Consider the following 18,489-nt stretch of genomic DNA (forward strand, 5'->3'; position numbering starts at 1 on the left):
GTTATGAGTAAGATTGCGCGTAAAGACGTGGAGCGTCTTATTGAGCTGGTCGGGGGGCCGGACAATATTGCCAGTGTAAGTCACTGTTTAACTCGCTTGCGTTTTGTTCTAAATGATACGGACAAAGCAGATACGAAACAGTTAGAAGCATTACCGATGGTGAAGGGCTGTTTTACCAACGCAGGCCAGTTCCAAGTGGTTATCGGTACTGAAGTGGATGAAGTTTACAAGGTACTGATCGGACTGACGGGTAAAAGTGAAGCCAGCAAAGACGAAGCGAAGAACGCTGCTCGTCAAAACATGAATATCGTTGAGCGTGGTATTTCCCACCTTGCAGAAATCTTTGTACCACTGCTACCTGCGATCATTACCGGTGGTCTGATTCTTGGCTTCCGTAACGTGATTGGCGACATCAAGATGTTTGATGGTCAAACGCTAACGGAAATCAGCCAGTTTTGGGCTACGGTACACTCTTTCTTATGGCTGATTGGTGAGGCGATCTTCTTCTTCCTACCAGTTGGCGTGTGTTGGTCGACAGTGAAAAAGCTCGGCGGTACTCCGATTCTGGGTATCACGCTTGGTGTAACATTGGTTTCGCCACAGTTGATGAACGCCTACCTGATTGGTAAGCAAGTACCCGAAGTGTGGGACTTTGGCTTATTCGCCATCGAGAAAGTGGGCTATCAGGCGCAAGTGATTCCAGCAATGCTTGCTGGTATGGCACTGGCGTTTATTGAAACCAACTTAAAACGCATCATTCCGTCTTACCTTTACCTAGTGGTCGTGCCGTTTGTCTCAATCATTGTGTCTGTGATTCTTGCGCACTCTATCATTGGTCCATTCGGTCGTATGTTGGGTGACGGCGTTGCTTTCGCAGCAAAAGCAGCCATGACGGGTGACTTCGCTATGATTGGCTCAACCATCTTCGGCTTCCTATACGCGCCATTGGTCATTACTGGTATTCACCACACTACCAACGCGGTAGACCTTCAACTGATGCAAGAGCTAGGCGGTACGCCAATTTGGCCTCTGATTGCACTTTCAAACATTGCTCAAGCGTCTGCGGTCGTCGGCATCATTATCATCAGTAGAAAACACGGCGAGCGTGATATCTCAGTGCCTGCGGCTATCTCTGCTTACCTTGGCGTGACTGAACCGGCGATGTACGGCATCAACTTGAAATACAAGTTCCCAATGCTGAGCGCGATGATCGGTAGTGCGTGTGCTGCTGCTATTTGTGGTAGTGCGGGCGTAATGGCGAACGGTATCGGTGTGGGCGGTTTGCCGGGCATCTTGTCTATCCAACCGCAGTTCTGGGGCATTTTTGCTTTGGCTATGTTAGTCGCAATGCTGGTACCTGCTGCATTAACGTTAATTCTTTATAAGCGTGCACAAGCCAAAGGTGAGCTTGAGCCTGCAAACGCGTAATTCTATTTGAGGCAGTGACTTGGCTGCCTCCTCCTATTTTTTCTTTTCAAATTTTAAGTTTCCGATTACTGGTAAGTGAGTGTTAGAAATGGCTATGACCAAGCATGATGAGAGCTGGTGGAAAACCGCAACCATCTATCAAATTTACCCAAAAAGCTTTTGTGACAGTGGCAGTAAAGGCACGGGCGACATCAAAGGGATCATTTCTAAGCTGGATTATCTTAAGCATCTTGGTGTGGATGCGATTTGGCTGACGCCGGTTTACCAATCGCCAATGATCGACAACGGTTATGACATCTCCGATTACTACTCGATCAATCCACAGTTCGGCACTATGGAAGATTTCGATACTTTGCTAGCAGAAGCGCATCAGTTGGGCATTCGTATCATCATGGACATTGTAGTGAACCACACGTCGACAGAACACAAGTGGTTCCAATCCGCACTGGGTGATAAAAACAGCCCATACCGTGATTACTACATCTGGAAAGATCCGGTAGATGGTGCTGAACCAAACAACTGGCAATCAAAGTTTGGTGGCAACGCTTGGGCGCTGGATGAAAAAACAGGCCAGTACTATTTGCACCTTTTTGCTAAAGAGCAAGCGGACTTAAACTGGGAAAACCCAGTAGTGCGTGAAGAAGTGAAAGAAGTCATCAGCTTCTGGGCAGAAAAAGGAGTGGATGGTTTCCGTCTCGACGTTATCAACCTGATTTCCAAGCAGCAAGATTTTCCAAGTGATGATATTGGTGATGGTCGCCGCTTCTACACCGACGGCCCACGCGTGCACGAATACCTTCAAGAGATTAGCGAATCTGTGTTTCAAAAATACGGCAGCGTGACGGTGGGTGAAATGTCTTCCACCACACTAGAGCACTGCCAGCAATATTCTTCGCTAGACGGCAAAGAGCTATCCATGGTGTTCAACTTCCATCATCTGAAAGTCGATTATCCAAATGGTGAAAAATGGACCAAAGCGCCGTTTGATTTCATTCAGTTAAAACAGATCTTCAATCATTGGCAAACGGGCTTAAATGGCAAAGGGTGGGGGGCGCTGTTCTGGTGTAACCACGACCAGCCACGCGTTGTGAGCCGATTAGGTAACGACGAGCAATACCGTGTTGAATCTGCCAAGATGCTTGCGGCATCAGTGCACATGATGCAAGGCACACCTTATGTTTACCAGGGGGAAGAGATCGGCATGACCAACCCGGGTTATACCGAAATCAGCCAATATCGTGATGTTGAAAGTACTAACATGTACGACATCATGGTCAACCGTGATGGTGTATCTCATGACGATATGATGGCGATCTTGGCACAGAAGTCGCGTGATAACTCACGTACACCAATGCAATGGAACAGTGCAAAACACGCGGGCTTTACTGAGGGCACGCCGTGGCTTGAAGTGGCGCAGAATTACTCGGAAATCAATGCTGAAGCTGCGGTTGCCGATTTGAACTCGGTGTTCTACTTTTACAAGCGTCTGATTGAACTGCGTAAACAGGTTCCAGTCATCACCGATGGCCGTTACGAGGACCTGCTGCCAGAGCACAAACGTATTTTCGCTTACGCTCGTCAGAACGATAAGCAAACGCTGCTGTGTATCAATAACTACTACGCTGAAGAGGTGGAATGCGTTCTGCCAGAACGTTTTGATATGAGTAAGGCGAAAAACTTGCTATCTAACTATCAAAACTCAGCGAGCGCAGTCGCGTCAAACCATCAAGTGTTACGACCTTACGAAACTCGTATTTTATTGATAGAAGAATAAACTCGGGTGTCATCACCCCTAAGATTGATGTTCGAGATGAAGGCTTTGGTGTGCTCCCCAAAGCCTTTTTTATTGAGATGCGAGATACTTGTGGAGTACAGGCTTATTTTGTTTCAATTGCTGTTAGCTGCACTTTCTCTTCGTTGATTTGTACTTGTTGTACTTTCAGCAGTTCAATTTGTTCAATCAGACCTAAGCTCGGGTTAAACCAACGTTCTGCCGAAGTGGCGAACTCCATTGAGTCCATGTCATCACAGTTCAGGTTGTAGATGTTTTCTTCCATCAGGTATGCCGCTTCAATTTTCTTGCCTGAGATCGAGAACGCTTTACGCACGCCAGTCTCTCGGATTTGCTGTTGCCAAACCACTTGGCAAGATGCTGTCATAGGAAGGTTTTGTACCCACTCATGCTCTTCAAAACGGTCTAGTAGGTTGTGAACTGAGTAGCCTGTAAGAGTGGTTTGCAGAGATATAGTTTCTTCACCGATGTCAATATTCGGGCTTTTCTCTTTTACGTCGTCACCGTTTAGGCGGAAAATCGGACCGCTGCGCATAAGCATGGCAATAAACTGATGACCAATGAAATAAGCGTCAGTGATTTCATGGAGTGCACCATCTGATCCTGCAAAGTAAAGCGTATTGCTCTCTTCGTCGTCGTTGTACTGCTCGTCTGAATAGTAGAACTGTTCGGCGCCGTAGTTCACCAAGTCATTAACCAACTGGACCATTGCCTCGCTGTTTGGGATTTGTGCCAATGCTGCCAATATTTGCTCGCGACCCATCGCTTGGAAGCTCAGTTTTATGTCGCCTTCTGGTTGGCCATCCAAGCTAAATGCGTAGTTTAGCTGTGTGCTTGGCGTGGGAGCGAAGATTGAGTTGTGAATCGAGACGTCGAAACTTTCTTGAGGCACTTTGTTTGGATTCGCACTGCCAGAAGACGAACCTCCGCCACAGCCGTAAAGAGCCAGAGTTGCTGCTGCGATAAGCGTCATTTTGTTTAGCATGGTTTACATTCCTGATTGATAAGGCCGCTTCATGTTGGGCCGTTGCTTGAATGCGAGCATGCTAAGTTCAGTGAGAGAAAAAGGGCAAAAAACAAAAGATAATAGGGGTTAATGAAAGCTTAATTTTATATTTAGGTCTTTGTTTTATTTGGGGTTATTTCGTTGGCTACGTTAATGCAATACTCGTTAATGAGCGCTTTCCATCGGCTTATGATTTCTTGATCGGTCACACTAACATGCAACGTTTTCCACGGTTGGAGGCAAGTCTCTTTTGATTCAGATTGAGAAAGACGCTCAAACAAGGTTTCGGAAGGTAAAACGCGCAGCAGCGCCACCAGTGATTCCATGTAGTTGAGACGGAACTGTTCAAGTTTGTTCTGCTTGTAAGCAATGTGAGACACAAAGGTATAAATCAGTGCGTTTTGGATACGTGAGTCGCCATCTGGTGTCGTTAACAGAGCTTTTGCCCTGTCTAAGTTACCTAATTTGAAATGCAATAGACCTAACCAGAGGCTCAGCTCATCTGGCAAAACATCAAACGACGATTGTACTTGAGTTAAATACGCTTCCAGCTTTTGATGTTCGTGCTCGTATAAGGCGAGATGTCTTGCCGTTGTTATAGCCGCAAACTCATCAGATTGTCGGAGAGGTTGGCTAGAAAAGGCATTCTCGAATAACATTTTTTTGTGAATATTCGAAAGCTGCCACGAACTTGCCGAAGGTGCAGGCAGATTGAAGTATTGCGCGACATCCGAGTGCATTTGGAAAATATCCGATTGTAAGGCAGATAAACGCAGTGTGTACTCATTGCGAAACGCCAGCTTGCCCGTCGCAGGATAAATAAGGTTCATCTGCGCTTTCAAGATGCCCTGTTTTGTGCCGTCTTTTAACTCGATATTGAGCTCGTAGTCGCTGGTCTGCATGTTTCGTGCGCCAGGGAAATATGGCGTATGACCGATAGGATCAAGAAAGTAACTGGGAGCATCTTGGTTGGCGATGTCGGTGTATGGATATTCGACCTGTTGTTGCAGCAAGATGGCTTTGACCAGTATGCGGTATTTTCGCGCCTGGGAGCCGATTGAATCGACACGGTTGAGTAGTAGCTCGACTTTGGGAATCAGTAGTTGATGACGTGTTTGTTGTGTTGAGATTTCTTGGCGTTGCCATAACAAGCTTGCGAGTGTCATGCTACATACCGCAAGTATGGCACATAAGCTGTAAGCAAAAATCAGCTTGAAGTTCTTATTACTCGCCACCTGGGTTGAGATAACGCGCCGATGGTTTTTCGCTGGTGGCACTAAACGAATATTGGCAGGGTTAAGAAAGTAGCCTTTGCGGGGGTAAGTGACCAAGAGCTTAGCGGCATCGTATTCGGGTAAGTACTGCTGTAGCAGGGCACGTAAGGTGCTAATGCGGTTCGTGAGCACATTCTTAGAGATGAACTTGCTCTGCCAAATGGTTTCAATAATGGTGTCAGCAGAGAGTGGGTGGCCAACGCTTGTTAACAGCAGTTCTAATAATTCAATGGTGCGAGGTTCAAGATCAATCGCGATAGCATCTTGATGAAGGGTCTGTGTCTTCGGGTTATAGATCAGCTCTCCAATCGCAATACAACTGTGAGTCTGTTTAGCTTGTTGCAGAAAGTCGCGCATACCGTACCGATCTATTTGGAAATCGCGAAGTATTATATAGCGATTGGAGCGCGAAATCTTATAAATCGCGCTTCAATCATTATCAAAAATTTATGAACCGTAGGTCACGGAATAGCGGTGCGGTTTGTGGTTCATCGCTAACACGAGATTGAGTGCAAACGCCCCCAAAATTGAAAGGCCAATCACTTCTGGTGTGACAAAGAAGAATGAAGCAAACAGGATACATGCATCGATTGCCATTTGGCTTTTGCCAACTGAAATGCCAAATTTGTCTTGGATAAACAAACACAGCACGTTAAAGCCACCCAAGCTGGAGCGATGTCGGAATAGGATCAGCATACCGAGCCCCATTAAAAGTCCGCCTGCGACGGCGCAATAAACTTCATTTACCGATTCGAGCGAGATTAGCAAATAAAGATGATCGGCAAAGATAGAAACCAACGCGCCAGAAATGGCACTATTAATGGCGAAATGACGGCCGAAGCGTTTCCATGCTAGTAAGTAAAAAGGACTGTTTGCTAAAAAGTACAGCACACCAAAGGTAAAAGGTGTAAATTGGCTAATAAGCAGAGCCAATCCAGTCGTGCCTCCCGTTAGAAGGTTCGCGGATTGGAGAAAGAAAACGCCTTGAGCTACTAAAAAGGTACCCGTGAGAATCGCTATCCAGTCTTCTTTTAATGAGTGTTTTTCCATCAATGTTGCAGTCATTAGTGATAAATAAGGCGTGCATAGTAGTAAAAAGATGATCTTTTCGGTAGCTAGAGGGTAAAATTTACGGTAAACCTATGTAATTGCTGTTTTACAGGGTGTAAAGCACAAATTTGACAGGCAATAGATTGTCGTTATGCGATTGCAATGCTGGCATGATAAACATTGCTTGTCATCATGAAAAAACTGCATGAGAAAAATTGTAAATTTCTCTTTATGACCTAAATCAAATTATGTAGAATGCGCGCCATTAGGGTGACGAAAACGTTTGCGTCGGGTCATTCAACAGTTTTTTTGCAACTTTCAGTACTAATCTGAGTCAGGAGATACAGATGCTTAAGCGTGATATGAACATCGCAGATTACGATGCGGAACTGTTCGCAGCTATCCAGGAAGAAACTCTTCGCCAGGAAGAACACATTGAACTTATCGCTTCTGAAAACTACACAAGCCCACGTGTAATGGAAGCGCAAGGTTCTCAGCTAACGAACAAATACGCTGAAGGCTACCCAGGTAAGCGTTACTACGGCGGTTGTGAGTACGTAGATAAAGCTGAAGCACTAGCAATTGAGCGTGCATGCCAACTATTTGGTTGTGAGTACGCTAACGTACAGCCTCACTCAGGTTCTCAAGCAAACAGCGCAGTTTACATGGCGCTTCTTAACCCTGGCGATACAGTTTTAGGCATGAGCCTAGCGCACGGTGGTCACCTAACTCACGGTTCACCAGTAAACTTCTCTGGTAAGCACTACAACGTTATCCCTTACGGTATCGATGAAGCTGGTCAAATCAACTACGACGAGATGGAACAGCTAGCACTTGAACACAAACCTAAGATGATCATCGGTGGTTTCTCTGCTTACTCGCAAATCGTTGATTGGAAACGCATGCGTGAAATCGCTGACAAAGCAGGTGCTTACTTATTTGTTGATATGGCGCACGTAGCTGGTCTTATCGCCGCCGGTGAATACCCAACACCAGTACCGCATGCTCACGTGGTAACAACAACGACGCACAAAACACTAGCAGGTCCTCGCGGTGGTCTTATCTTGTCAAATGCTGGCGAAGATATGTACAAGAAATTGAACTCAGCAGTGTTCCCTGGTGGTCAAGGTGGCCCTCTAATGCACGTTATCGCTGGTAAAGCAGTAGCGTTCAAAGAAGCGATGGAGCCAGAGTTCAAAGCTTATCAAGCTCGCGTAGTGAAAAACGCAAAAGCAATGGTTGGTCAGTTCCAAGAGCGTGGCTACAAAATCGTATCTAACGGTACAGAAAACCACTTGTTCCTTGTTGACCTAATCGACAAAGATATCACTGGTAAAGACGCAGACGCGGCACTAGGTGCAGCAAATATCACTGTAAACAAGAACTCAGTACCAAATGACCCACGCAGCCCATTCGTAACGTCTGGTATCCGTGTAGGTACGCCAGCGATCACTCGCCGTGGCTTCACTGAAGAAGATGCAAAAGAGCTAGCAAACTGGATGTGTGACGTTCTAGATAACATCGGCAACGAAGAAGTTATCGAAGCGACAAAACAGAAAGTGCTAGAAATTTGTAAGCGTCTACCAGTTTACGCCTAACTGCTTTTCATAGAGTGAGTCGATTTCGGTGTCGAACATACTCATTTGCTCGCGCAAACTCCGTGTGTTCTTCTAGAACTCGACTCATCTATTTTGAACATTGATATACTAAAGGCCCTCATTTGAGGGCCTTTTTGTTTGTCTGGCGTTTGGAATGAGATATAGCGAGAGTGTGTGATAAGGGGATGGCTACCAACACTGTCCCTTTTCAATATATCCAAACCACGTCATTCCGACGAGCCAAGGCGAGATCAGGAATCTTGTTGAGGCACACTCTTTTACTCAGAGTTTCCCTAAAAATCATCAGTATTCTGAAAACAGATTCTGAATCACGCTCGTTCCTCGCTGTTCAGAATGACGGTGGTAGAATGGCTTTTTATCATCATTTGCCAGATACAAAAAAGGTTGGCACTGAGCCAACCTTTTCTCTTCAAAACAAACTTTTCAAAACAAGCGAGAGCTTATTTAATCTCGATACCTTGAGCTTGCATATCGGCATGGTAAGAAGAGCGAACAAATGGACCACACGCTGCATGCGTGAAGCCAAGTTCTAGTGCAACTTCTTTTAGCTCGTCAAACTCTGATGGTGGAACGTAACGTTCTACTGGCAAGTGGTGACGGCTTGGCGCTAGGTACTGGCCTAGAGTCAGCATCGTTACGCCGTGTGCGCGTAGATCTTTCAGTACTTCGATGATTTCTTCTTTGGTTTCACCAAGACCCATCATCAAACCAGACTTGGTCGGTACATCGGGATGCTGCTCTTTGAACTTCTTAAGAAGCTCAAGTGACCATTTATAGTTCGCACCTGGGCGAGCTTTACGGTAAAGACGTGGCGCTGTTTCTAAGTTGTGGTTGAAGACATCTGGCGGATTGTCTTTCATTAGATCAAGCGCTACATCCATGCGACCACGGAAGTCAGGAACCAGTGTTTCAATCTTAATATGCGGGTTTAACGCACGGATCTCGCGGTTACAATCGGCAAAGTGTTGTGCACCGCCGTCACGCAGATCGTCACGGTCAACAGAAGTGATTACTACGTATTTCAGCTTCATATCGGCAATGGTTTTCGCCAGTTTTTGAGGCTCTTCTGCTTCCGGTGGTAATGGGCGGCCATGAGCAACGTCACAGAAAGGACAACGACGAGTACAAATAGCACCTAAGATCATGAAGGTTGCTGTACCGTGGTTAAAACATTCCGCTAGGTTCGGGCAAGATGCTTCTTCACATACGGAGTGAAGTTTATTCTTACGCATCGCCGCTTTGATGTCTTGAATTCGTTGGCTGTCGGCTGGTAGCTTGATCTTCATCCAATCAGGCTTACGTAGCACTTCTTTCTGCTCTGTAGGCATGTTCTTTACGGGAATCAATGCCATTTTATCGGCGTCACGATATTTAACGCCTTTTTCCATCTGGATTGGTTTGCTCATGCTTTATTACCTTGAGAAGGTGCTTCTGTGCTGAATTCTACTTGCTCATAATCGAGCAAAGTAACGAGTTCTTCTATTAATTGTTTTTCTACGGCTTCTACATTGTCTGGGCCGCCAAATTGGCTGACCTGAACCATTTCCATACCTTCATAACCACAAGGGTTAATACGCAGAAACGGTGTTAAATCCATATTTACGTTCAAGGCTAAACCATGAAACGAGCATCCTTTACGAATGCGTAAACCGAGAGAGCATATTTTCTTACCGGCAACGTAGACACCTGGTGCGTCAGGTCGCGCGGCTGAGTCAATATTGTATGCTTTTAGCGTGTTGATCACGAGGTTCTCGATTGTGGTAACGAGATCTCGTACACCTAATTTTTTACGGCGTAGGTTGATCAAGAAGTAGGCGACCAACTGACCAGGGCCATGATACGTAACCTGGCCTCCGCGATCACTTTGTACAACAGGAATATCGCCAGTGTTAATCAAGTGCTCAGCTTTACCTGCCTGTCCTTGCGTAAATACTGGGTTATGTTCTACCAACCAGACTTCATCACGGGTTTCTTCTGTGCGTTGGTCGGTGAACTCATGCATCGCCTTCCATACAGGCTCATAGTCTTGGCGGCCAAGTCGTTTTACAACAAGTTGGTGTTGCATGGGAATTCCTGTTGCTAATATATAAAGTTTTTGGATTATAAACCGGATAACCCTGATGCTCTACCGCTGCGTAACAGATTTTTAACTGAAAGCGATGTAAAGCCTCGTTATCTCTTTGATAAATAAAAAGAAAGCAGCCAAGGCTGCTTTCAAAAAAAATTTAATATATCAAAAAATTATAGAACCATGCGTACGATGTCAATTTCACCTAACTCTTTGTACAGTGTCTCAACCTGCTCGATAGAGGTTGCAGTAATGTTGATTGACACAGAGTGGTAGTTGCCCTTAGCACTTGGTTTAACGGTCGGGCTGTAGTCACCTGGAGCATGGCGCTGAATAACTTCAAGAACAAGCTCTGGAAGTTCAGGCTTTGCATGACCCATTACCTTGTAAGTAAATGAACAAGGGAACTCAAGCAGGTCTTTTAATTTTGCATCAGAGTTGATGGTTAGCATATCGATAACTCCAGTAGATATTCGTTGCGGTGCGAAATAGTACAGTCAAATTAGGGGGAACTCAAGACGAGGAGCTCAAACTTAAAAAGCCGCCCATTCAGGCGGCTTTGCGAATAAGTTTGCTACTCTAATGTTCTTTTTAGAAGAAGCTCTTGAATAACAATACGATGTAATCCCACATGCGGCTAAATAGACTACCTTGCTCTACGGTTTCTAGTGCCATTAGTGGGTATTCGGCAATATCTTCACCATCGATCTGATAGTATAGCTTACCAACTACATCACCTTTATTAATTGGGGCTTCTAGCTCTTTTTCAAGGACGAAGCTTGCTTTTAGGTTTTTCGCTTCACCACGCGGTAGTGTTACGTAAGTATCTTGGTCAAGACCCAGTGCTACGGTGTCTTTGTTACCCATCCACACTTTTTCTTCTACGAACGTTTCACCTGCTTTGTGCGGTGCCACTGTTTCGAAGAAACGGAAGCCGTAGCTTAGCAGCTTTTTACTTTCTGACTTACGAGCATTGGCATCTTTAGTACCCATAACGACCGCAACCAAGCGCATTTGACCTTCAGTTGCTGAACTTACTAGGCTGTAACCCGCATTACTTGTGTGACCCGTTTTGATGCCGTCAACGTTCATGCTCTTATCCCAAAGTAGACCGTTACGGTTGTATTGGGTGATGCCGTTGTAAGTAAATTTCTTCTCTGAGTACACTCGGTACTCATTTGGTACGTCACGGATAAGTGCTTTACCCAGCAGAGCCATGTCGTATGGTGTTGAGTACAACTCTGCGTTATCTAAGCCATGAACGTTGGCAAAGTGCGAGTTAGTCATACCCAATGTGTTGGCCCAAGCGTTCATTAGGTCAACAAACGCATCTTCTGAACCTGCAATATGTTCTGCCATCGCAACACAGGCATCGTTACCTGACTGGACGATGATACCTCGGTTCAGGTCACGTACTTTAACTGTTGTGCCTACTTCAATGAACATCTTTGATGAATCAGGGAAGTTTTTCGCCCACGCATTTTTACTGATGGTGACATCATCATCTTCTGAGATATTACCACGCGCTAGCTCTTGGCCGATTACATAGCTGGTCATCATCTTAGTCAGACTAGCTGGAGACAATTTTGTGTTCATCTCTTTCTCTGCCAGTACTTTACCTGAATGGTAATCCATCAGCACGTAGCCCTTCGCCGCGATTTGAGGGGCATCTGGAACAACGATAGGTGATGCAAGAGCAGATTGAGCGAAAGTTGCAGAAAGGGCAACCGAAGAAACGAGAATAGATTTCACAAACTTATTTTTATTCATGGTAATTCAAATTTTTGGGTTAACTGCAGACATCTTATCAGAATCCCTAGTTATGTAAGAGGGGGATCAAAGAGAAATTCATGACACGAGGTCATTTGGCAGTGTTGTGTTTTTTAATAAATGCAGACGAATAGCCGAGCAACTTTACTTTATCTAATGTGGCTTGCGTCAGGGAATAGTCAGTAAATGGCCCTAACAACAAGCGATAAGACTCTTTCGCACTCTCTAGGAAAGTTTCTGTATCCAATTTTTGACCAAGCTCGGTACCTAAAGTTCGCGCGCGTTCTTCATTTTTTGATGATGCCACTTGAATAACGTACCTAGGGTGCGCTTCTAATGACTTTTTGTCCGTGGGCTGATTGATACTGATCACTTCAATTTCCACGTTCGCGGTGCCTGTTTTTATGACATCTAACTTGTGCGCGGCGGCATAGCTTAAATCAATGATACGGCCATCGTGAAAAGGACCTCGGTCATTAACTCGTACTATGGTGGTTTTTCCGTTGTCAGTATTGGTAACTTTTACGTAACTTGGTAACGGTAGCGTTTTATGCGCTGCCGTCATTGAATACATGTCATAGATTTCGCCATTAGAAGTCAAATGACCTTGGAATTTTTTCCCATACCAAGATGCGCGGCCTTTTTCTTTAAAGCCTTTCGCATTGCGAACTATTTTGTAGTCTTTGCCACGCAAGTGGTAATCTTTGTTCCCACCTAGGCTGTACGGTTCATATTTAGGATGCGCATCCTCGATGTGTTCGACTGAAAGCGGTGTATCCGGTGCAACATCGGATTCGAGTTCGTAACGGCCTTCTTGTTCTTTTTGGCTAGTTGATGAACAGCCTGCCAAAATAAGAGCAGAGAAAACCAAGGAATATAAAGCGCGTTTTTGCATGTCTAGGTCGCCTTAGAGAATGCTTTTCGGTGCGTATGAATCGACATCAGAATACCAAAACCAGCCATCAAGGTTACCATTGATGTGCCGCCATAACTGATGAGTGGCAACGGTACACCTACTACAGGTAGGATGCCACTTACCATGCCAATATTTACAAAAATATACACGAAGAAGCTGAGTACAATACTGCCTGCCATCATTCGTCCAAATGCGGTTTGCGCTTGGCTGGCGAGATATAAACCTCGTCCAATAATAAATAGATAGATGGCTAAAAGGCAAAGGAAGCCAATCATACCCCATTCTTCAGCAATTACTGCAAAGATAAAGTCAGTGTGTCGTTCAGGAAGAAATTCTAGTTGTGACTGCGTACCTTGCAACCAACCTTTGCCGGAAATACCGCCGGAGCCAATCGCAATTTTACTCTGAATAATGTGGTAGCCCGCTCCTAGCGGATCAGATTCCGGGTTAAATAGAGTACGAACTCGCACTTTTTGATACTCTCGCATCAAGAAAAACCACAGAATTGGAATGAAACCACCTAATGCAATCGCAGCACCAGCAATTATTTTCCAGCTAATGCCTGCGAGGAAGATAACAAAAATACCGGAAGCCGCGATCAGGATCGAGGTACCTAAGTCAGGCTGTTTTGCAATGAGAATGGTTGGTAAGCAGACCATAATCAGTGCAACAATGAGTGTTCTTAGCGTTGGTGGGAGGGGCTGTCTACCAACATAGCGAGCCACCATTAATGGCACCGCGAGCTTCAATAGCTCTGACGGTTGAAAGCGCACAAAACCGAGGTTAAGCCAACGCTGCGCGCCTTTCGATGCTTCACCGAAAAACAGCACGCCGAAAAGCAGTATAACGCCACCAACGAACATCAAAGGTGCCAAGCTTTCGTAAGTTCGTGGAGAAAGCTGTGCAAGGACGAGCATCACAACGAGTGAAAGCACCATTCGCATGGCTTGGCGATCCATCATCAGTAAACTTTGGCCACTGGCGCTGTACATGATCACCAGGCCAAACCCCATCAGGGCCAGTATGCCAAGTAGGAGTGGTAAGTCGATATGGAAGCGTTCAAACAGGGCGCGATTTTTACCTGTAGAGGGATCCATCTTCATTACTGTTTTACCTCTTTCTTCGCATTGTTTTCAGGCTCAATTTCTTCTGGACCAAGAACGACTCGGTCAAAAATTTTCCTTACTACTGGGGCACCGTTACTAGAACCACCACCGGCATTTTCTAGTACTACAGTGACGACCACTTTAGGATCATCAAATGGTGCAAAGCCAGTAAATAACGCATGGTCACGTAAGTGCTCGGCGATCTCATCGGCGTTGTACTCTTCGTTTTCACCCAGACCGAAGACCTGTGCAGTACCTGATTTACCCGCTGTTTCATAATTCATTTTGTAGAATGAGCGTCGAGCTGTTCCGCGCGTGCCATGGTTTACCCGACGCATGCCTTCTTTCGCCATATCCCAGTACTTTTTAGGCACATTCTTGATTGGTGGGTAAGTCACGTATTCTGTCGTTTGTTGCTCTTCGAAGTCGTTACCATTTTCTATCGTCGCTTTGAGCAAGTGAGGTGCGATCACTTCTCCCTCGTTTACTAATACGGAGGTTGCTTTGGCGATTTGCATTGGTGTTGCTGTCCAATATCCTTGGCCGATACCCACAGGGATCGTATCACCTTTATACCATGGGGTTTTATGGCGAGACATTTTCCAGTCACGAGTCGGCATATTCGCCTTACTTTCTTCGTAAATATCAATGCCAGTGTAATCACCAAAACCGAACATCATCATCCAATTCGAAATACGGTCAATACCCATGTCATAAGCGATTTGATAGTAGAAGGTATCAACAGACTCTTCGATCGACTTAATGATATCTACGCGCCCGTGCCCCCAACGCAACCAGTCACGAAACGGGCGTGTGTTGGAGTTTGGTATGCGCCAATAACCAGGGTCATTTCGTGTGGTGTTAGGTGTGACGACACCTTCTTGCAGCGCGGCCACCGCCATAAATGGTTTGATGGTAGACGCAGGGGGGTAAATGCCAAGTGTAGTGCGGTTGACCAAAGGACGGTTTTTATCGTTCAAAAGGGCGCGATAGTCTTTACCTGAGATTCCGTGCACGAACGAGTTAGGATCGTAGCTAGGGCTTGAAACCATAGCCAGTACGCCGTTGTCTCTAGGATCGATCACTACAGCACTGCCTCGGCGGCCGTCCAATAATTGGTGTACGTACAACTGCAAGTTGATATCAAGGTTTAAAACGATGTCTTTTCCGGGTACAGGTGGAACGTACTTTAAGGTACGAATTACTCGGCCGCGGCTGTTTACCTCGACTTCTTGATATCCGGCTGTACCGTGTAAGAGATCTTCGTAGTATTTTTCAATACCCAGCTTACCAATGTCGCGAGTGGCTTGATAGTTTGCGTCTTTTTCTTCTCGGATCAGGCGCTGCATGTCGCGATCATTGATTCGAGAAACGTAACCAATCACGTGGGTTAAGACTTCGCTGAAAGGGTAGTAGCGCTTTAAGGTCGCACTTATTTCCACACCCGGAAAGCGGTACTGATTGACGGAGAATACCGCTACTTGTTTTTCGTTCAGTTGGGTAAGCAGTGGGACCGATTTAAATCGACGAGTCCGTTTACGCTCGTGGTGGAAACGTTCAATCTGGTCTGGTGTAATTTCCAGAATAGTTTGTAATTCTTGGATGGTTGCATCAATGTCTTTAATTTTTTCTGGGGTCAGTTCTAAGTTAAAGACGGGACGGTTCTCTGCCAGTAAAACGCCATTTCGGTCATAAATTAGACCTCGGTTAGGCGCGATAGGCACTACTTTGATGCGGTTATCGTTCGAGCGGGTTTGATAGTCTTGAAACTGGTTCACCTGAATGTTGTACATGTTGGCAACCAGAGCTCCCATCAAGACAACAATGCCGATAAAAGCAACAATAGCGCGGCTGGCAAACAGACGCGCTTCGGCTTGATAATCTCGGATTTGACTGCGGCGTTTACGAATCATTAACGCTTGGCTCTAAAGTTAAACAACGATTATTCGCGATGATAAGGGTGGTTAGCGGTGATGCTCCACGCTCGGTATAAGCTTTCTGCCATTACGATACGCACTAGAGGGTGGGGTAGCGTTAAGGCAGATAATGACCAGCTTTGGTCTGCTGCAGCTTTGCATGCAGGAGCGAGTCCTTCAGGACCGCCGATTAATATTGATACATCACGGCCATCTAATTTCCAAGCTTCTAACTGCTCAGCGAGTTGAGGAGTGTCCCATTTTTTACCTGGGATATCTAACGTGACGATACGGTTGCCTTTTGGTACCGCCGCGAGCATCGCTTCTCCTTCTTTTTGCAGGATGCGAGCGATATCGGCATTCTTACCACGCTTGCCAGCAGAGATTTCAATCAGCTCCAACGGCATATCATGCGGGAAACGGCGACGATATTCTTGAAAGCCTTCCTCAACCCATTTTGGCATTTTTGTGCCAACAGCAATTAGTTGAATTTTCAAAAGATTAACCCCAGAGTTTTTCTAGCTGGTAGAGTTCGCGGTGCTCTTCTTGCATCACGTGAAGCATGGCGTCGCCCATATCTAGGACTACCCATTCACCTTCGTTTTCACCTTCCATTCCTAGTGGCTCAAGACCGGCTTTTTTCACTTCTGTTGCAACATGGTCAGCGATGGATGAAACGTGGCGTTTGGATGTACCAGTACAGATGATCATGTAATCTGTCACGCTTGATTTATCTTCCACATTTAGGACGATAATGTCTTCCGCTTTCATGTCGTCGGCTTTATCAGCTAAAAAGTCTTTCAGTTCTTCGCGAAGCACTCGGTTTTCCTCGGTTTGTCTCTTATCTCTACAGTGTTTTACATTCTTGCTTGCAAAACAGGTCGCGCACTATATCACGCTTTGATTTTTAAATTGCCAGCTTAATATCAGGAGAGCAGGTTTCTAAGCTCAACTGATGAATAGTTGGCCATACAGACTCGTCATACTGAGTTTTGGCTTTTATCTCGGCTTGAGCCAATAAGGAGAGCAATGCACAAATACGACTCGCTGATAAGCGGGTCAGTGCTGCGTTATAGAGTGGACGCTTATTTTGCCAAACTCGATATTTCTCAAATACCTGGTTCATTCCCATTTGACTTAAGTCTTGATGCATATTTAAAAGTTGGCTCAACTCTTTTTGTACACTTCGAATCAAGATCACGGTCTCAATCCCTTCCGCCTCAAGTTGGCGAAGAATACGTTGTGCACGGTTTGCTTTACCTGCCAGTAAGGCGTCGATCCAGTTAAAGGTAGTGAAGTGGTTATGGCGACTTAGGGCTTCCTCTAAACGTATGATGGTCAGTTCACCATCCGGGTAGAGTAGGGCCAATTTCTCTAAGCTTTGTGTCAATGCAAATAGGTTACCTTCATGCCATTGAGCCAACATTTGCAGTGATTGCTGATCGGGTTTTAGTCCCAACGTGCGGCAACGTGTCTGAATGAACATAGGTAGGCGTTGAAGGTCTGGCGACAAGCAGCTTACCCAATCGCCTTTTGAGCTTAATGCTTTGAACCATTTCGCATTTTCTTGGGCTTTGGTCAGTTTGCTACCAACAATGACGAGCATGATGTCATCATGAAGCATATCACACAGTGTTTGCAGCTCTTTGCTGACGGCGGTTGTCACGCCACTTTCAGGAATTTCAAGCTCAATCAATTGACGGTTTGAAAACAGGCTCATCGCTTGGAAACAGTCGTAAACTTGGTTCCAGTCGATGCTAGCATCCACCGCAAAACGGTGTTTTTCCTCAAAACCTTGCTGAAACGCTGCCTTTTGGATGGCTTGGCGGCTTTCTTGAATCAGTAACGGCTCATTACCAAAGATTAAGTAAACCTGTTTAACTTGTTTAGTTAAATGATCCGTTAGCTTATCGGCATAAATTCGCATAGTGACTAAGAGTTTTTGTTCGCTGGCTCAGAGATTTGTCCTGCTTCATATTCGGCACGAATACGGCCCAACTGGCGCATCATCTGTTTTGCAGCTTGCAAGCGCATCTCGTCTTCAATTACGTCACGCTCAACAGATTTTGCAAGTGCGGTCAACGGGTTGTCTAGGTAGTTGCGGTTTACTGTTGTCGTAAAGTTTTTAGAACCATAGCCAGGAATTGTCACACGGTATTTTACTACGTATGTCAGCTCTTTTTCTGCTGCACGGCTATTTTGATACAGAGACAGTGTACGCTCATCGATTGTCGCTTCCGTCAAATGAAGGTTGGGTACCGTCGATGATGGTTGAACAAGTTCAACTTTGTTCAGTTCGAGTTGAGAGCGAACATAGCGAGTTAATTCACTGTATTCATCGTAGCTGGAGAAAGACATAGTGTGCAGCTCTTCCGGTACGGAATACTCGCCGCGAAGGTGAAAACCACAGGCAGAAAGAAGCCCCGCTAATACCAATACCACTGGTAGTTTAATCAAAGAGAAAAAGCGCATTGATTGTATTCATCCTAAATTGAAGGGGTTATTTACCTTAAACCACTCATGTGAATGGTTTGAGGTAAATAA

The 18,489-nt window shown here is 45.5% G+C and carries 17 protein-coding genes; 3 read left to right on the forward strand and 14 right to left on the reverse strand.

Features of this window, described 5'->3' with window-relative positions:
• Positions 1–3: 3 nt before the first annotated feature.
• Together treB and treC are read left to right on the forward strand one after the other, a co-directional pair.
• A complete protein-coding gene (treB, locus tag R7044_RS18090) occupies positions 4–1,428 on the forward strand; it encodes a PTS trehalose transporter subunit IIBC (protein WP_025768902.1) in 1,425 nt (474 codons plus the stop codon).
• An 88-nt stretch (positions 1,429–1,516) separates the two neighbouring features.
• Entirely contained in the window at positions 1,517–3,202 is a 1,686-nt protein-coding gene (gene treC, locus R7044_RS18095; RefSeq protein WP_033905856.1) for an alpha,alpha-phosphotrehalase, read from the forward strand.
• Positions 3,203–3,305: 103 nt separating this feature from the next.
• On the opposite strand, the gene R7044_RS18100 is transcribed toward treC, so the two are convergent.
• The 3 genes from R7044_RS18100 to R7044_RS18110 all read right to left on the reverse strand — a co-directional run bounded on the left by R7044_RS18100 (position 3,306) and on the right by R7044_RS18110 (position 6,550).
• Positions 3,306–4,205, reverse strand: coding sequence for a hypothetical protein (locus R7044_RS18100; RefSeq protein ID WP_033905857.1), 900 nt, complete (start codon positions 4,203–4,205; stop codon positions 3,306–3,308).
• Positions 4,206–4,336: 131 nt separating this feature from the next.
• Positions 4,337–5,857 (reverse strand): winged helix-turn-helix domain-containing protein, encoded by a 1,521-nt coding sequence (locus R7044_RS18105; RefSeq protein WP_033905860.1) that lies wholly within the window; start codon positions 5,855–5,857, stop codon positions 4,337–4,339.
• A gap of 90 nt (positions 5,858–5,947) precedes the next feature.
• Complete coding sequence (locus R7044_RS18110) at positions 5,948–6,550, reverse strand: YitT family protein (protein WP_017635671.1); 603 nt, start codon at positions 6,548–6,550, stop codon at positions 5,948–5,950.
• A 347-nt stretch (positions 6,551–6,897) separates the two neighbouring features.
• Here R7044_RS18110 and glyA point away from each other — a divergent pair, with 347 nt between their 5' ends.
• Positions 6,898–8,148, forward strand: a complete 1,251-nt coding sequence (glyA, locus tag R7044_RS18115) for a serine hydroxymethyltransferase (RefSeq protein WP_005381985.1) — start codon at positions 6,898–6,900, stop codon at positions 8,146–8,148.
• Positions 8,149–8,609: 461 nt separating this feature from the next.
• Here glyA and lipA read toward each other — a convergent pair whose 3' ends face one another.
• From lipA to lptE, 11 genes are all read right to left on the reverse strand, one after another.
• The gene (gene lipA / locus R7044_RS18120; RefSeq protein WP_005391329.1) at positions 8,610–9,575 is read right to left on the reverse strand and encodes a lipoyl synthase; all 966 of its coding nucleotides are present in this window, start codon (positions 9,573–9,575) and stop codon (positions 8,610–8,612) included.
• Positions 9,572–10,234: a lipoyl(octanoyl) transferase LipB gene (lipB, locus tag R7044_RS18125; protein WP_005384137.1), complete on the reverse strand. Its 663-nt coding sequence runs from the start codon at positions 10,232–10,234 to the stop codon at positions 9,572–9,574. Before lipB ends, lipA begins: the two co-directional genes overlap by 4 nt.
• Before the next feature lie 176 nt (positions 10,235–10,410).
• On the reverse strand, positions 10,411–10,689 hold the full coding sequence (ybeD, locus tag R7044_RS18130; RefSeq protein ID WP_005384135.1) for a DUF493 family protein YbeD: 279 nt from the start codon (positions 10,687–10,689) through the stop codon (positions 10,411–10,413).
• Positions 10,690–10,828: 139 nt separating this feature from the next.
• On the reverse strand, positions 10,829–12,007 hold the full coding sequence (locus R7044_RS18135) for a serine hydrolase (protein ID WP_005384132.1): 1,179 nt from the start codon (positions 12,005–12,007) through the stop codon (positions 10,829–10,831).
• A gap of 91 nt (positions 12,008–12,098) precedes the next feature.
• Positions 12,099–12,902 (reverse strand): septal ring lytic transglycosylase RlpA family protein, encoded by an 804-nt coding sequence (locus R7044_RS18140; RefSeq protein ID WP_017635670.1) that lies wholly within the window; start codon positions 12,900–12,902, stop codon positions 12,099–12,101.
• 2 nt (positions 12,903–12,904) lie between these two features.
• Positions 12,905–14,026 (reverse strand): rod shape-determining protein RodA, encoded by a 1,122-nt coding sequence (rodA, locus tag R7044_RS18145; RefSeq protein ID WP_005384128.1) that lies wholly within the window; start codon positions 14,024–14,026, stop codon positions 12,905–12,907.
• On the reverse strand, positions 14,026–15,942 hold the full coding sequence (gene mrdA, locus R7044_RS18150; RefSeq protein ID WP_005384126.1) for a penicillin-binding protein 2: 1,917 nt from the start codon (positions 15,940–15,942) through the stop codon (positions 14,026–14,028). Before mrdA ends, rodA begins: the two co-directional genes overlap by 1 nt.
• 29 nt (positions 15,943–15,971) lie before the next feature.
• Positions 15,972–16,442 carry a 23S rRNA (pseudouridine(1915)-N(3))-methyltransferase RlmH gene (gene rlmH, locus R7044_RS18155; protein ID WP_017821762.1) on the reverse strand — a complete coding sequence of 157 codons (471 nt, stop codon included), beginning with the start codon at positions 16,440–16,442 and terminating at the stop codon, positions 15,972–15,974.
• A 4-nt stretch (positions 16,443–16,446) separates the two neighbouring features.
• Positions 16,447–16,764, reverse strand: coding sequence for a ribosome silencing factor (gene rsfS, locus R7044_RS18160; RefSeq protein ID WP_005373015.1), 318 nt, complete (start codon positions 16,762–16,764; stop codon positions 16,447–16,449).
• 88 nt (positions 16,765–16,852) lie between these two features.
• Positions 16,853–17,872, reverse strand: coding sequence for a DNA polymerase III subunit delta (gene holA / locus R7044_RS18165; RefSeq protein ID WP_225455734.1), 1,020 nt, complete (start codon positions 17,870–17,872; stop codon positions 16,853–16,855).
• Between the two features lie 5 nt (positions 17,873–17,877).
• Entirely contained in the window at positions 17,878–18,417 is a 540-nt protein-coding gene (gene lptE / locus R7044_RS18170; protein ID WP_005384122.1) for an LPS assembly lipoprotein LptE, read from the reverse strand.
• Positions 18,418–18,489: the final 72 nt, after the last annotated feature.

Source organism: Vibrio sp. 1402 (genome assembly GCF_033340275.1).

Coding starts and splice junctions, on each gene's coding strand:
- treB (WP_025768902.1), top strand. CDS start 4: ATGAGTAAGATTGCGCGTAAAGACGTGGAGCGTCTTATTGAGCTGGTC.
- treC (WP_033905856.1), top strand. CDS start 1,517: ATGGCTATGACCAAGCATGATGAGAGCTGGTGGAAAACCGCAACCATC.
- R7044_RS18100 (WP_033905857.1), bottom strand. CDS start 4,205: ATGCTAAACAAAATGACGCTTATCGCAGCAGCAACTCTGGCTCTTTAC.
- R7044_RS18105 (WP_033905860.1), bottom strand. CDS start 5,857: ATGCGCGACTTTCTGCAACAAGCTAAACAGACTCACAGTTGTATTGCG.
- R7044_RS18110 (WP_017635671.1), bottom strand. CDS start 6,550: ATGGAAAAACACTCATTAAAAGAAGACTGGATAGCGATTCTCACGGGT.
- glyA (WP_005381985.1), top strand. CDS start 6,898: ATGCTTAAGCGTGATATGAACATCGCAGATTACGATGCGGAACTGTTC.
- lipA (WP_005391329.1), bottom strand. CDS start 9,575: ATGAGCAAACCAATCCAGATGGAAAAAGGCGTTAAATATCGTGACGCC.
- lipB (WP_005384137.1), bottom strand. CDS start 10,234: ATGCAACACCAACTTGTTGTAAAACGACTTGGCCGCCAAGACTATGAG.
- ybeD (WP_005384135.1), bottom strand. CDS start 10,689: ATGCTAACCATCAACTCTGATGCAAAATTAAAAGACCTGCTTGAGTTC.
- R7044_RS18135 (WP_005384132.1), bottom strand. CDS start 12,007: ATGAATAAAAATAAGTTTGTGAAATCTATTCTCGTTTCTTCGGTTGCC.
- R7044_RS18140 (WP_017635670.1), bottom strand. CDS start 12,902: ATGCAAAAACGCGCTTTATATTCCTTGGTTTTCTCTGCTCTTATTTTG.
- rodA (WP_005384128.1), bottom strand. CDS start 14,026: ATGAAGATGGATCCCTCTACAGGTAAAAATCGCGCCCTGTTTGAACGC.
- mrdA (WP_005384126.1), bottom strand. CDS start 15,942: ATGATTCGTAAACGCCGCAGTCAAATCCGAGATTATCAAGCCGAAGCG.
- holA (WP_225455734.1), bottom strand. CDS start 17,872: ATGCGAATTTATGCCGATAAGCTAACGGATCATTTAACTAAACAAGTT.
- lptE (WP_005384122.1), bottom strand. CDS start 18,417: ATGCGCTTTTTCTCTTTGATTAAACTACCAGTGGTATTGGTATTAGCG.